At 40.4% G+C, this 14381-nt stretch carries 15 protein-coding genes; 12 read left to right on the forward strand and 3 right to left on the reverse strand.

The features are described 5' to 3' along the window. Positions 1 to 109: 109 nt before the first annotated feature. Complete coding sequence (locus tag ABES03_RS24520; protein ID WP_430121640.1) at positions 110 to 1573, forward strand: amidase family protein; 1464 nt, start codon at positions 110 to 112, stop codon at positions 1571 to 1573. Between the two features lie 69 nt (positions 1574 to 1642). Continuing rightward, the gene (locus tag ABES03_RS24525; protein ID WP_307289961.1) at positions 1643 to 1777 is read left to right on the forward strand and encodes a hypothetical protein; all 135 of its coding nucleotides are present in this window, start codon (positions 1643 to 1645) and stop codon (positions 1775 to 1777) included. A 55-nt stretch (positions 1778 to 1832) separates the two neighbouring features. Here the strand turns inward: ABES03_RS24525 and ABES03_RS24530 are convergent, their stop codons facing one another. The 3 genes from ABES03_RS24530 to ABES03_RS24540 form a co-directional block, all read right to left on the reverse strand. Then, on the reverse strand, positions 1833 to 3362 hold the full coding sequence (locus ABES03_RS24530; protein ID WP_430121642.1) for an FAD-dependent oxidoreductase: 1530 nt from the start codon (positions 3360 to 3362) through the stop codon (positions 1833 to 1835). 192 nt (positions 3363 to 3554) lie between these two features. Beyond that, complete coding sequence (locus ABES03_RS24535; protein ID WP_430121644.1) at positions 3555 to 3701, reverse strand: hypothetical protein; 147 nt, start codon at positions 3699 to 3701, stop codon at positions 3555 to 3557. Between the two features lie 124 nt (positions 3702 to 3825). Continuing rightward, positions 3826 to 4200 (reverse strand): DUF1360 domain-containing protein, encoded by a 375-nt coding sequence (locus ABES03_RS24540; RefSeq protein ID WP_430121646.1) that lies wholly within the window; start codon positions 4198 to 4200, stop codon positions 3826 to 3828. A 108-nt stretch (positions 4201 to 4308) separates the two neighbouring features. On the opposite strand from ABES03_RS24540, the gene safA reads away from it, so the two are divergent. The 10 genes from safA to ABES03_RS24590 form a co-directional block, all read left to right on the forward strand. Beyond that, on the forward strand, positions 4309 to 4920 hold the full coding sequence (gene safA, locus ABES03_RS24545; RefSeq protein WP_335547293.1) for a SafA/ExsA family spore coat assembly protein: 612 nt from the start codon (positions 4309 to 4311) through the stop codon (positions 4918 to 4920). Positions 4921 to 5084: 164 nt separating this feature from the next. Further along, positions 5085 to 5432: a flagellar basal body rod protein gene (locus tag ABES03_RS24550; protein ID WP_430121648.1), complete on the forward strand. Its 348-nt coding sequence runs from the start codon at positions 5085 to 5087 to the stop codon at positions 5430 to 5432. A 206-nt stretch (positions 5433 to 5638) separates the two neighbouring features. Beyond that, positions 5639 to 6283 carry a PspA/IM30 family protein gene (locus ABES03_RS24555; protein WP_430121650.1) on the forward strand — a complete coding sequence of 215 codons (645 nt, stop codon included), beginning with the start codon at positions 5639 to 5641 and terminating at the stop codon, positions 6281 to 6283. A gap of 98 nt (positions 6284 to 6381) precedes the next feature. Beyond that, the gene (liaF, locus tag ABES03_RS24560; RefSeq protein WP_430121652.1) at positions 6382 to 7116 is read left to right on the forward strand and encodes a cell wall-active antibiotics response protein LiaF; all 735 of its coding nucleotides are present in this window, start codon (positions 6382 to 6384) and stop codon (positions 7114 to 7116) included. After that, positions 7113 to 8162, forward strand: coding sequence for a sensor histidine kinase (locus tag ABES03_RS24565; protein ID WP_430121654.1), 1050 nt, complete (start codon positions 7113 to 7115; stop codon positions 8160 to 8162). Before liaF ends, ABES03_RS24565 begins: the two co-directional genes overlap by 4 nt. Further along, entirely contained in the window at positions 8155 to 8787 is a 633-nt protein-coding gene (locus ABES03_RS24570) for a response regulator (RefSeq protein WP_430121656.1), read from the forward strand. Before ABES03_RS24565 ends, ABES03_RS24570 begins: the two co-directional genes overlap by 8 nt. 129 nt (positions 8788 to 8916) lie before the next feature. Next, positions 8917 to 9765, forward strand: coding sequence for an iron uptake system protein EfeO (efeO, locus tag ABES03_RS24575; RefSeq protein ID WP_430121658.1), 849 nt, complete (start codon positions 8917 to 8919; stop codon positions 9763 to 9765). Further along, on the forward strand, positions 9766 to 11025 hold the full coding sequence (gene efeB / locus ABES03_RS24580; protein ID WP_430121660.1) for an iron uptake transporter deferrochelatase/peroxidase subunit: 1260 nt from the start codon (positions 9766 to 9768) through the stop codon (positions 11023 to 11025). 29 nt (positions 11026 to 11054) lie between these two features. After that, positions 11055 to 12815 carry an FTR1 family protein gene (locus tag ABES03_RS24585; protein ID WP_430121662.1) on the forward strand — a complete coding sequence of 587 codons (1761 nt, stop codon included), beginning with the start codon at positions 11055 to 11057 and terminating at the stop codon, positions 12813 to 12815. Positions 12816 to 13055: 240 nt separating this feature from the next. Then, a partial coding sequence (locus ABES03_RS24590; protein WP_430121664.1) for a polysaccharide biosynthesis protein occupies positions 13056 to 14381 on the forward strand: 1326 nt, incomplete at its 3' end.

Genomic DNA, 14381 nt, shown 5'->3' on the forward strand with positions numbered 1-14381 from the left:
GGGGACTGTCCCCAAAAAAGCGGTGGACCGGAATCCACTGCTTTTTTTTTCCTCTAAAAAAGGATTTAGACTTTTTATCTTGAATTGTAAAAGAATTGGAGGGAAGACAATGGAAAACGTAAAATTAAAACAAATGCATGATGAGTGGCTTGAGGAAGTAACCATCAGTGAAATCCAAGAGAAGTTGGATAGCGGTGAGCTTACATCAAAAGAACTGGTTCTCATGTACTTACATAGAATTTCGATTTTTGACCAAAAGCTACATTCTATCCTTGAAATTAATCCGGATGCCTTGCAAATTGCAGAAGCGTTAGATGCGGAGAGAAGGGAAAAAGGACCACGTAGCCAATTGCATGGAGTACCAATTTTAATTAAAGATAATATTGATACTCACGACAAAATGCATACAAGCGCGGGCTCTCTAGCTTTAAAGGATTCGATTGCCTTAAAGGATTCTTTTGTCGCAGAGCAGTTACGAAAAGCTGGAGCAGTTATTCTTGGAAAAACGAATATGACCGAGTGGGCTAATTTCATGGCAAATGGAATGAAAAGCGGCTATAGTTCTAGAGGCGGTCAGGTACTCAATCCATATGGACCGGGAACATTCGATGTCGGTGGCTCTAGTGCTGGTTCAGGAGCGGCAATAGCGGCTAATTTTGCAGCCGCTGCTGTAGGTACGGAAACATCTGGTTCAATTTTGAACCCATCATGTCAAAACTCTCTTATAGGCATCAAGCCAACGGTGGGATTAATAAGTAGAAGAGGGATCATTCCGATTGCGCATACACAGGATACCGCAGGTCCAATGGCTAGGACGGTGCAAGATGCAGCTATTCTGCTAAATGCCTTGTGTGGAAAGGACGAACAAGATCCAATTACGACAACAAATCCGTTTAATCACTTTGACTTTACCGAGTTTCTTTTAAAAGAAGGACTTAATGGAAAAAGAATCGGCATTGCACTCGATGGATTCATGGAGCTTTTAAGTAAAGAGAAGCAAGCGGTTGTGGCTTCAGCTTTAGAAGTGTTGAAAGGCTCAGGAGCAGAAATCGTTGAAAATATTGAGATTCCTTCTGCAAAAGCGGAGTGGAAGTACGATGTGTTAACCTATGAGTTTAAGCCAGATTTAAATGCCTATTTGAATCAGTTGCACCCTTCAGTTGGTATTCGATCACTTGCTGACCTGATTGAGTTTAATGAGAAATATGAGGAAAAAATGCTTAAGTATGGGCAAGAGGTATTGTTGGAATCAGAAAGCACGAGCGGTTCGCTAACAGAGGGTGCTTATTTCGATGCATTGGAGTTTGATCTTTATCATTCAACGAAGCAAGGGATTGATTATGCTTTAGAAAAATATGAGTTGGATGTCATTATTTTTCCTAGTGAAGAAGGGTCACATATTAGTGCGAAGGCGGGATACCCATCGATTGCTGTTCCAGCTGGATTTACAGATGCAGGGGAACCTGTAGGCATTACGTTTGCAGGAACGGCGTATAGTGAGCCATTGTTAATTGAGGTAGCCTATGCTTATGAACAGTTGACAAAATGTAGAAAAGCACCTGTCCTTAAATAAGAATAAGCTGATTTGTTTTCACCCATACTATCATTGTATTTCTTATTTCTCGAAAAGGAGCTGGTAAGTGTGGGTAGACAGAAACTGGGAAATCAGAATGCACAACGTAATAACAATCGTAAAAAGCCAATGGTAATGAGCGAGGAGCTGGTTGAGTTTACAACCGGCGAAGCGATCAAACACAACCGTCCGAATAGTAAATAAATGATAAGGCTGACTCCTTAAACTTAGAGTCAGCCTTTACTTATTTGTGTATTTATTATCCTTTTTCAAGCAAATCCAGTGGTTTTCTTGCTGGGCCTTCGATTACATCGCCGGCATACGAAAAACGTGAACCATGGCATGGGCAATCCCATGATTTTTCAGCATGATTCCATTCACATTCACACCCTAAATGAGTACAAGTGGTATCCACAATATAAAGCTTACCGTTCTTATCCTTATAGGCACCTGCTCTTTTTCCTTTATACATAACAACAGCACCTTCACCATCATGAAGATCATCTGTAACCTTCTCAACAATTTCAAGCTTACCCTTCAATAGATGTTTAGCAACATCAGCATTCGTTGTGAGGGCACTTGATAAATCTGGATCCGCCTGAAAGCGTGAAGGGGAGTACAGCTCTTGGTATGGATTGCCGCGTTGCATGACATAATCAGTTAATAAATGACCGGCAAGAATTCCCGTCGTCATACCCCACTTTTTATAACCGGTAGCAACTAATATATGTTCACGCCCGGATGTAATTTCCCCGATATATGGCAACTTATCAAGGGTCACTAAATCCTGAGCAGACCACCTATATTCATACTCCTTAATCCCAAATACCTCTTCAGCGAATGCTTCAAGTGCTTCATAATGCTTTAATGTATCGACGCCTTGCCCCGTTTTGTGGTTTTCACCACCGATGATTAATAATTTCTCCCCGTTATAAGGTGTATACCGAATTGAACGGGATGGACTGTCTGCACTGATATACATCCCACCTGGATATTCTTTGTCCGTCTTCAGGCCAATAGCATAAGAACGGTCGGCATACATCCTAGCAAAATAAAGCCCATGCTTATCATAAAAAGGAAAATGAGAAGCGATAATTACTTGTTTACAGCTTACTCTTTGCCCATCCTTCGTTACCACCTTAGGTTCAGAATAATCGTCCTCGATATCCTCAGCCGTTGTGTTCTCAAAGACCAAGCAGCCTGCCTTTACGGCTTCTTCTAGCAATGCTTTTAGGAATTTAAGTGGGTGATACTGGGCTTGATAACTCATCATTAGGGCTGCTGTTGTTTGAATATTAAAGGGAATAGAGTCTTTCAAAGCACCATCAATGTCAAGACTTTTATAAGCTTCCCATTCAGTTTTCAGCTTTTCTGAATACTCATCTGTCACTGCATAAATATAGGCATCTTCTTTACTAAAATCACAATCAATTCCCTTTTCCTTTACCGTACTTTCGACAAACTGAATGGCATCCATTTGTGATTCAAAATAAAGTCTTGCCTTTTCTTTTCCAAAATGATTGATCAATTCATCATAAATCAGCCCATGCTGTGCTGTTAATTTTGCAGTAGTGTGGCCGGTTGTTCCATTTAAGACACTCCCTGCCTCTATAAGGGCAACCTTTAATCCTTCCTTGGATAATAAATAGGCTGCCGTAACACCGGTAATTCCGGCACCTACAATCGCTACATCCACAGAGAGGTCTTCAGTTAATTTGGGATAAGAGGGAAATTCAATTTCACGCCAAAAGGTTTTCGGGAATTTGGGTGTATTTTCAGATGAACTCATATGTATTCCTCCAGCTCGTAATAATCACATGTATAATTTTTCCTAAACTAAAAAAATCATGTAGTAAACGCAAAATTTATTTTTCTTGAACGTAAAAAGAACCCTGAGTTACTCAAGGTTCGAAAGACAGTGTATGAGTTCAAATATTATAAGGAATTCCTTAATACATAGCTTATTCTAGATTAAACCTAATTAAAGGGGCTCCTCATCTGAGTTAATTTTATCAATTCGGGTAGAATCCTCTGAATCGAGTGCTCCTAGTAGGAAATGAAAGAGTGTACCACCTACAAAACCAAGACAAAGGACTAAACCGATGGTTGTGACCCACCAAACAGCCATTGAAAATCCCCCTTTTTTATTGAAGCTGGCTTAAAAGGAGGAATCGTGCTCCTTTTAAGCCAGCCACTTTTCTAAAATATATGCTCAGGGGGGATAAATTTTACCAATGTTTCAAAGCTTTTATTTAGTCCTTTTTCTTTAAATTTGAATAGTAATCAACCTTCTTAATATTAACACCGACGAAGGTTTCAATGATAGACTGACCGCCGGCAATTGAAAAGATTAGAATAACCACAAAGGCCACTCTAGGAAACAGCAAATAGGCGCCGCCAAGTAATATGGCACTCCAAACGCCCGCACACCAATAGCATTTCAATAGATAACCAAACATGGAAGTGGGAACTTCCTTTGTTTCTGTACCATCCTGCGTTTCTACCTTCACCTTTTTGACAAACGGTCTGCGAATAAATTCGGTAATCTTATCAAAGACAATTAAATGTGTTAAGCGGTAGCTCGCTAAAATTAACATAATATAGGTCATCCATGAAATCTCCCTCAAATCTCCATCCTCCAAAAATCAATTTGTAACAGGCAAAATGATATTTTTTCAGTTCCTTGTATATTTTGAGCCTGAAATCAAAAATATATATTCGGAGGAGGCGAAAAAATGAAAAAATCTTTTTGGATTAGTTTGTTGTTCTTACTATCTCTTTTCTGTATTCCTAGCGTTTCATTTGCTCAGCAATATTACACTGTTCAGCCAGGAGACTCGCTTTGGAAAATCGCTGTTAGGTATCAGGTTGGAATCTCAGAGTTAATTGCGGCCAACCCGCAGTTTAAAAATCCTAACCTGATTTATCCTGGTCAAAAGGTGACCATCCCTAACTTTGATGCAATTAAGAGTGTAGAAAATCAAGTCATTCAATTAACCAATCAAGAGCGTGCCAAAAATGGATTACCGGCAATGACGGCAGATTGGGAGCTATCAAGGGTTGCTCGCTATAAGGCAAACGATATGCGCGATAAAAACTATTTCAGCCATACGAGCCCAACCTATGGAAGCCCATTTGATATGATGAAGAACTTTGGAATTTCCTATCGTTCGGCTGCTGAAAATATTGCTGCCGGTCAAACGACACCTGCATCAGTGGTACAGTCTTGGATGAACAGTTCAGGACACCGTGCTAACATCTTGAGCTCAAACACCCGTATCGGCGTGGGCTATGCTAAAGGCGGCTCCTACGGCTACTATTGGGTGCAAATGTTTATCTCAAAATAAGTTTCAAAATATTTGAAAAAAGGGTCAGTCTCTTAAGCATTTTGCTTAAGGGGCTGACCCTTTCTACGTCTTGAGACTGATATGAAAATCAAGCTCAGGCGCAATTATGAGAATAAAAGAAAAAAGGTAAGATGAAATCAAGAAAAGAAAAGGAGTGAAACAAAATGAAAAAATTCGGGTTATTGGTAGCTGGAGGGATAGCAGCTATCATCTTACTTTCAACAATCGGTCCAATGGTGGGGTTACTTGTTAGCTTGGTGCTTCTCTACTTCATATTCAAACAATTTTTAAAGGCTGAATCTACAGGAGGAAAAATTGGGCTTGGCATCATCGGTCTCATCGTCCTAGTGGCTTCGCTTCACAACGCACCAGCCATCATTGGAGTAGGCGCAGCCTATGTGCTTTACCTCGTCTATAAAAAATGGAACGAGAACAAGCATAGCATAAAAAAAGAAGAAGCAGATCCATTCGCCAATTTTGAAAAACAGTGGAACGAACTAAAAAATTATTAAAATTTAGGCTGTGTTAAAGAACAATGTTGATTTTTACACCCTGTTGATTGGAGCGGAAGGCACGAAGACTCCTGTGGGAGTATGGTTCAGGGGAGACCCCGCAGGCGCCGAGGAGGCTCGCCGAAACACCCACGGAAAGCGAAGTGCCTGGAGCGGAAATCAACAGGCAAGTATAACAGAACCAAAATTTAAAGGAGAGAATAAAAATGACAAACTTATTCACAAGAATCAAAAACACGATTACTGCTGATTTACACGATGCTCTAGACAAAAAGGAAAAGCATAACCCAATTGCCTTACTGAATCAATACCTTCGTCAATCCGAGCAAGAAACAGAAAAGGTAAGAAAACTGTTAGAACGCCAAAATACACTAAAGGATGAATTTACAAGAGAATATCATCAAGCTATGGAATTAGCAGAAAAAAGAAAGCACCAAGCGGAAGTTGCTTCAAAAGTGGGAGAAACGGAACTATATCAATTTGCTGCTGCAGAACATCAACAATATGCAGAACGCGCCAGCCGTCTAAGCGCCTCTCTTGAACAAGTAAAAGAACAGCTTTCGGATTTAGAAAGAAAATATGAAGAGATGAAGCACAAGCTCAAAGATATGCATCTTCGCAGAATGGAATTAATGGGACGCGAAAACGTTACTCGCGCCAATCTCCGAATCAACAAAGTGCTTGATTCAAATACGTATTCCGATGCGGCTTTTTCAAAATTCAAAGATATCGAGAACTATCTCGATCGGTTAGAGCACCAAGTCAACAGCTCTTACTACCGCAATACCATTGATGCAAGAATCGCTCAACTGGAAAAAGAAATGAAATTAGAAGAAAGCAAGTCCATTTAATAACAAATATGGTATTCTAAAGAAGGCGTAGGTTTCTACGCCTTTTACCCCATAAAAAAAGTCAATATATACATAAGGTAAAAAGGGAGGGTGAGCCGATGTTTAAACATACAAAAAATGATTATTTAGGATGGCTGGTGATCATCGGTGTGGTCATTTTGTTGTTGGAGATTTTATTTTTCAACAAAGGGCTGATTTTCTCCCTTTTTATCGCTAGTGTGTTTATTTATTTAGGTCGAAGGAAGGCCGGGAGAAAAAAAGGAAAAATCCTTACTATAGCGGGAATTGTCATCTTTGTTATTAGTGTTTTCAATATGATGACCTTTCGATTTTTACTATTAGCGATATTACTTCACTTTTTTATTCAATACCTACAATCTAAAAAGAATCCTAAGAAAATTCCACTGGATATTCAGACACCTGAAACCTCAACGCAGGAAGAGACAGTCATAAAAGTAGAACCACTGTTTGAAAATTTGTTCTTAGGTCAGCAGAAGACACCGACGGGCGTGTATGAATGGAAGGATATTAACATCCAGACGGGAATAGGGGATACAGTTATTGACCTCAGTTACACGATGCTGCCAAAAGGGGAAACAGTGATTTTCATTCGAAACCTGATCGGCAATATTCACATCCATGTTCCCTATGAAATAGATGTATACATTAACCACTCCTGTGTGGTAGGTTCAACAACGGTGTTTGGAAACCATGAACCTAAGATATTTAATCAAGTTTTTCAATTAAAAACTCCTGGTTATGAGGAGTCAGAGCAAAAGGTGAAAATCTTTACCTCGCTTATTGTTGGGAATTTAGAGGTGAGCCGGATATGAGTACAACCCAGCGCCAGATTGTCTGGAGTGTCGCTTGCTCGTTCCTCATGGCCCTTATTGTTGCAGCGATTTTTACCATTGTGTTTCCATTAAACAGCTGGTCCGAATTGTGGGAACGGCATTTTATGGATATTCCATTCGTTATTTTCATTCCTGCTTTCAGCATTGTGATTGGGATTCTCTTGGGTGGGGTTTCTGGTTTGTTTTGGCGGAAACAGTTTCTTGCTATTGATCATTCTCTTCATCAATTAGAGCAGGGAAGAGCAGCGGAGGCAGAAGGAAAGCCTGCGATTGCAGAAATGCAAACCATTGCCGAGCGGATTGACAAAATTGGTAAACAAATGTCAGAGCAAGTAAAGCTGTCCCAACGGTTAGCTACTGAAAAAGTAGAAGATCAGGAAGCAAGAATTCAAGAAATTATTGAGCAGGAAAGGAACCGTCTTGCTCGTGAATTACATGATTCGGTCAGTCAGCAACTTTTTGCCGCATCAATGATGATGTCCGCAATTAATGAAACAAAACAAGAGTCCGAAAATGACCGCGAAGCAAAGCAATTGAAATTGGTAGAAGAGATGATTCATCAATCCCAGCTTGAAATGCGTGCTCTCCTTCTTCATTTGCGTCCTGTTGCCTTAAAGAATAAAACGCTGCAAGAAGGAATGGAAGAGTTGTTAATCGAATTATCTCAAAAGGTAATAATGGATATTAATTGGAAAGTAGAAGATTTTCCGTTAGATAAAGGTGTAGAAGACCATCTTTTCAGGATTCTACAGGAATCCATTTCGAACACATTGAGACACTCGAAAGCGAGCGGTTTAGAGGTGTTGCTGGTCAAACGAGATGATTTTGCTATTCTTAGGATTGTAGATGATGGAATTGGTTTTGAGGTAAACGAAATGAAGGCTGGTTCGTACGGAATGCAAAATATGCATGAACGGGCGCTTGAAGTAGGCGGTACGCTAAAAGTCATTAGTGTCAAAAATAAAGGGACAAGGCTGGAAGTGAAAATTCCGGTGATGGTAAATGGGGATGGTGCGAATGATTAGAGTTTTGTTTGTTGATGATCATGAAATGGTAAGAATTGGGGTTTCCTCCTATTTATCCGCGCAACCTGACATTGAAGTGGTAGGTGAAGCGGATGATGGACAAAAAGGGGTTGAGCTTGCACTTGAACTGCGCCCTGATATCATTTTAATGGATTTGGTTATGAAGGAAATGGACGGGATAGAGGCAACAAGGCAAATCATCGAACAGTGGCCTGAAGCGAAGGTTATTATCGTGACAAGCTTTCTGGATGATGAAAAGGTGTATCCAGCCCTGGAGGCGGGAGCAACCAGCTATATGCTGAAGACCTCTAAAGCGGGCGAAATTGCCAATGCTGTTCGTGCTACATACCATGGTCAATCCGTACTGGAGCCGGAAGTGACGGGAAAAATGATGGTGAAGATGCGCCAGAAACATACTCATCTGCCACATGAAGATCTGACCAGCCGGGAATTAGAAATCCTGCTGCTAATGGCAGAAGGAAAAGCCAACCAGGATATTGCCGATGAACTGTTCATCGCATTAAAGACCGTTAAAACCCATGTCAGCAATATCCTGAGTAAATTAAATGTACAAGACCGAACCCAAGCAGTGATATATGCGTTTAAGCATTCTTTAATCAAATAAAAACTAGAAACTATCCGTAACAGGATAGTTTTTTTATTTAATTAAAAAAAGTAATTGAAAATTCTTCTCAATTACTGTTATTATATTAATAATGAAAATCATTATCATTTAGCGGGAGGATTTTTACATATGAAACTACTAAAAGTATCAGGAACGTTATTATTATCTAGCAGTCTTCTATTCGGATGCTCAAATACAGAGAAGACAACAACAACGGAAAAAGTAAAAGAAACAAAAAATCAACCATCAGTTGCTCTTGAAGGTGTTTCAAAGGAGTACCGTGAATACGCGATCGGTGAAATTGAGGAATTTGTTAAGGCAACGGAAGCCTTCACTACTGCCGTTAAAAATGGAGAAGTAGAAAAAGCGAAGCAACTATATGCCCCAGCACGGATGCACTATGAACGTGCTGAACCGATTGCAGAGGTATTTGGGGATCTCGATCCTAAAATCGATGCACGTGAAGGGGACGTACCGGAAGCGGAATGGGGTGGCTATCATAAACTTGAAAAAGGTTTATGGATCGACAACACAACAAAAGGATATGAACAAATCGCCGATCAACTGATGAAAGATGTTAATCTGTTGCGTGCGAAGGTGGATACCGTAGAGGTGACACCTGATCTGTTAATTACAGGAGCCGTCGATCTTTTAAATGAGGTTTCCACTTCAAAAGTAACCGGGGAGGAAGACCGATACTCTCATACCGATCTATATGATTTTGCTGCGAACGTAGAGGGCGCAGAAAAAATCTATCAGCTTCTTCAACCGGCCTTAAAGGAAAAAAATGAGGAAGTATCAAAAGAGATTCAAGCCCGTTTTGATGATGTGTATGCGTTACTGAATCAGCATAAAAACGGTGAAGGCTACAAACTTTATACGGAATTAACAGAAGCGCAAGTGAAGGAACTGAGCCAGGCCATCGATGCACTTGCAGAACCGCTTTCTCAAATAGGAATGGTAACGGAGGCGTCTTAATTGACAACGAATATTACTAACAGCTTAGAGACATTAAATGAAAAAAAGGTTTCGAGACGCGATATCCTTAAAACGGCAGGTATCGGCGGGGTAGGAGTGATTCTCGGTGCCTCTGGTCTTGGCGGGATCCTTTCCATCCAAGAAAGCAAGGCAGCAAGTAAGGGGACAAATAAGGATGTTGTACCGTTTTACGGAAAGCATCAAAGTGGAATAACTACAAAAACACAAAACCATGTGTATTTTGTTTCCTTGGATGTGACCACTACGAAAAGAGAAGAGTTAGTTAAAATGTTTAAGGACTGGACAAAAGCGGCGGCTTTGATGACAGAAGGAAAGGCCATCGGAGAACTCACAGGGAATGAATTTCTCCCGCCACAAGATACGGGGGAGGCAGCTGGGCTGTCAGCATCAAACTTAACCATTACCTTCGGCGTTGGTCCTTCTCTTTTTCAAAAAGACCGGCTTGGGTTGAAACATAAGCAGCCTAAAGAATTAGTGGATCTCCCAAAATTTCCGTTAGATGCCTTAGAAGAAGAATGGACTGGCGGAGATTTGTGTATCCAAGCTTGTGCGGATGATTTGCAGGTAGCATTCCATGCGGTAAGAAACCTCATTCGGATAGCGAGAGGAAAAGCAACATTACGATGGGCGCAAACGGGGTTCCAACGTACGAAACAAGCAGATGCCAAAAATGAAACACCGAGGAATTTATTTGGCTTTAAAGATGGCACCATTAACCCTGATGTAAATGATAAAACGGTAATGAACGAGCAGTTATGGGTTCAGCCAGGTGATGGCCCTGATTGGCTGGTGGATGGCAGCTATCTTGTTGTCAGACGAATTCAAATGTTTATCGAGGTTTGGGACCGAACCAACTTAAAGGAACAGGAAAATACATTTGGACGACATCGTGTGAGTGGCGCCCCATTTGGAAAAAAAAATGAATTTGATAAGGTAGATCTAAAATCCATCCCGGCAGATTCACATGTACGGTTATCGCATGGAGATGGATCACAGCAAATTCTTCGCAGAGCCTATTCGTATTCAGATGGAATGGATAAGAAAACTGGTAGTTTTGATGCGGGATTGTTGTTCCTAGGTTTTCAGCGAAAGCCAAGTAAGCAATTTATCCCTATCCAACAGAGACTAGCTAAAATGGATAAATTAAACGAATATACATCCCACCGAGGCAGTGCGATTTTTGCCTGTTTGCCAGGAGTCAAAAAGGGAAGTTTTATAGGGGAGACACTATTTAACTAGTGTTTTTCCTTTTTAAGGGAGAGAGACGTATGCACCGATTTACTATAAAGCCTTTGTTATTATTAACGATCCTTTTTATATTATTTCAAACCATTCAACCGGTGTCAGCTGCAGAGGAGCATGATGAGCTTTTCGTGCTAATCGGAGATAGTTTAATGAAGGCAAAGGATGGAGAGTTAGCTGTTGTTTCTAGTAATATGGAACAATTTGCAGCAGATTGGAAGGGAATGAAGAAGGCAGATAGTAAGCAGGCTAAAAAGGTGAACCAAGAATTGAAAGAGGTTCAAAGCTTATTAGCCAAAGGCAATGTAGATAATGAGACACTTGCCAAAAGCCTTTCGTCTCTTTCAAGTGCCGTTGTTTTGTATGACCAAGAACAAAATCCACAGGATAAAGAAAAAGCAAAAGAGCAGGTAAAGCAATTACTCCCACTTATTAGCATTATGCAAAGTTCTATTGAAAAAGGAGAGACTGCTAATTTAAAAGGTCAATACCAAAAAATATTAAACCAGTGGACGGCTTCGGAAAAACTCGTTCATGATGAAAGTATTGCCGCATACGGGAATATTGAAAAATACATGGCTCTCTTACGAATCGCGATTACACAAGAGCCTGCCGACCTGGAAAAAGCTAAGGAAAACCTTGAACAGTTAACGAAAGAAGTGGAGAACTTTTTAGCTGGAAAGACTTCAAAGGAACTCCAGGGTGACACTTCGCTAACTGACGTAGCTACTTTGTTGGATAAGGCTGAAAAGCAGCTTTCTCAAAAAGATTACAAAGGTGCGAGTTCTCAGCTGAATGAGATTCTAAGTATTTGGCCAATGGTAGAAGGCGATGTTCAGACGAGGGACAGTGGGTTGTATAGTGATATCGAGACGAAAATCCCTACGGCAATTAGTCTGTTAAATTCTGAAAAAGTGAAGGTTCAAAAAGCTTCTGACATTATTAAGGAAATCAGTGACCGCCTTGCCCCTTTACTTAGTAAAACGAATTACACATTATGGGATGCAGCCCTGATTCTTTTACGTGAAGGTTTAGAGGGGTTACTCGTTGTCGCGACGTTAATTGCCTTTTTGAAAAAGCTGGGGCAATCTTCAAAACAGAAATGGATTTGGTCTGGGGTTATTGCAGGGATTATAGCTAGTGCGGTTTTAGCGATTATCATCAACATCGTCTTTTCACAAATCGTCGCTGCATCAAGCAGGGAATATATTGAGGGATTAACCGGTGTGGTTGCTGTAGTGATGATGCTGACAGTGGGGGCTTGGCTCCACGATAAATCGAGTATTGGAAATTGGAACAAGTACATCAATCAACAAATGCATCAGGCCATCGCAAAAGGAAGTCTTCTCTCATTTTCTTTCATAAGTTTTCTATCCGTCTTTCGTGAAGGCGCAGAGACGATTATCTTCTATACAGGAATTACCCCTTATATTAGCTTAATTCAGCTCGTAAGCGGGGTCTTGTTAGCAATCGTCATATTAATCATTGTCGGCTTTGTTATCATTAAGTACAGTGTCAAGATTCCTATTCGACTTTTCTTTAAAACGGCCACGATTTTAATTTACTTCTTGGCATTTAAAATACTTGGTATCAGTATTCATGCCTTGCAAATATCTAATGTGATTCCAACCAGTACGGTGGAAGGATTCCCATTTGTGGATTGGATTGGACTTTATCCAACCTGGGAAACCATACTATCTCAAGTATTTTTACTTATTGTCATTATGTTTATCGTGTTTTTTATGAAAAAAAGAGAAGGAAAACAGATGGTTTCTGCAGAAGTTTAAAAGGGCGCTCATACGCCCTTTTTTTTTCGTGTCTAGCTGCAACGCATAGCCCCTCGGGTCAAATAACCTTCGGCAAAAAAAGTCAAAAGGCCGACTTTTTCCGCCGAAGAACATTTGCCTGTTGGGGCTGTTCAAGGCGTTTCCGCTTTTCTTAGTATACCGAATAAAATTCTCCTACTAATCTTACAACTTGTCTCATAGGTTATTAAAAGTAAGATTGGGTCAAAGGGGAGTCGATGTATGGCTATTTACTATAGAGGGATCTTATTTTTGGCAGCTTCCGCCTTTTTAGGGGAAGGGATTGAAGTACTAGTGAATATGATTCTAGCGCGAGAGCTGGGATCACATGGGTTAGGGCTTTATATGTCCATCCTGCCTTCCATCTTTTTAATCGTTTTACTATCAAGCTTTGAACTTCAGGTATCCATTTCTAAGTTTATTGCTGAAAGAGAAGAGCGCTACCATCGAAATATTTTGCATCATGCGATTACCATAACAGTTGTGTTTACCAGTATTCTTTTTTTGGTAACAGCGGCGGTTCTTCCGTTTATTCCAGTCTTTAATGCCTATCATCCTTATATTCGGTGGCTGGTGATGATTCTTATTCCTGTTATTGCGTTTACTAGTGTTGCCAGAGGGTATTTTATGGGTAAACAGCAAATGGGGAGAATTGCGATCTCTAACTTTATTAGAAAAGTCATCCAACTTGGTGGATTGTTTTTCCTCTTCCGTTTGTTTGAGTTTGATTCACAGGAATCACTGTTAATTGCTATTGGTACTTTGATTGGCAGTGAAATTGTTGTCTTTCTTTACTTAGTCTACTTGTTTATTATTCAATTCCAACAATTGAAGCGCCAGCCTTTTTCCAACATCAATCGCAAAGTGGTACGGAAGAATCTAATGGCCGTTTCCGTCCCTACGACAGGACTTCGGTTGTTTTCTGCTTTCACCGGAGCAATTCAACCATTTATCATCAAGGCCGCATTGGTATACTCGGGAATGTCTGATATACAGGCAACCGAACAATTTGGGATGTTAATGGGCGTAGCTGTATCGATCGGCTTTTTTCCGGCCTTTATTGCCCATTCTTTAATGATTGTCCTAATTCCAGCCGTGTCAAAAACCCATTCACAAAAGGATTATCCTACTCTACAAAAAATGCTGCAACAGGTGATGAGGCTTACTTTTGTCTATGGAGTCGCAGCAGTAACCATTTTTTATTTTTTTGCTCCTGAATTAACATCATTATTTTTTAAATCAGATACATCGGCTGTATTTTTGCAATTACTCTGGCCGTATTTCTTATTTCACTTTTTTATCATGCCCATGCAAGCCTTTATGATCGGTCTTGATATGATTAAAGATGCCTTTATACACATCGTTTGGGCGATTGTCATCTCCTTTGGGCTCATCTTATGGCTCGGTTCCTCACAGGATTGGAGAATGAATGGAGTGATTATAGGAATGAATACAGGCTCCGTTCTACTAGCACTGATGCATTATTTAACCATCTGTAAAAAAATTGGCGTGTCTGTCTTTATGAAGGTGGGGGACAGTCCCCCGTTG

This window comes from Neobacillus rhizosphaerae (assembly GCF_050477885.1).
GTDB lineage: Bacteria > Bacillota > Bacilli > Bacillales > Cytobacillaceae > Neobacillus > Neobacillus rhizosphaerae_A.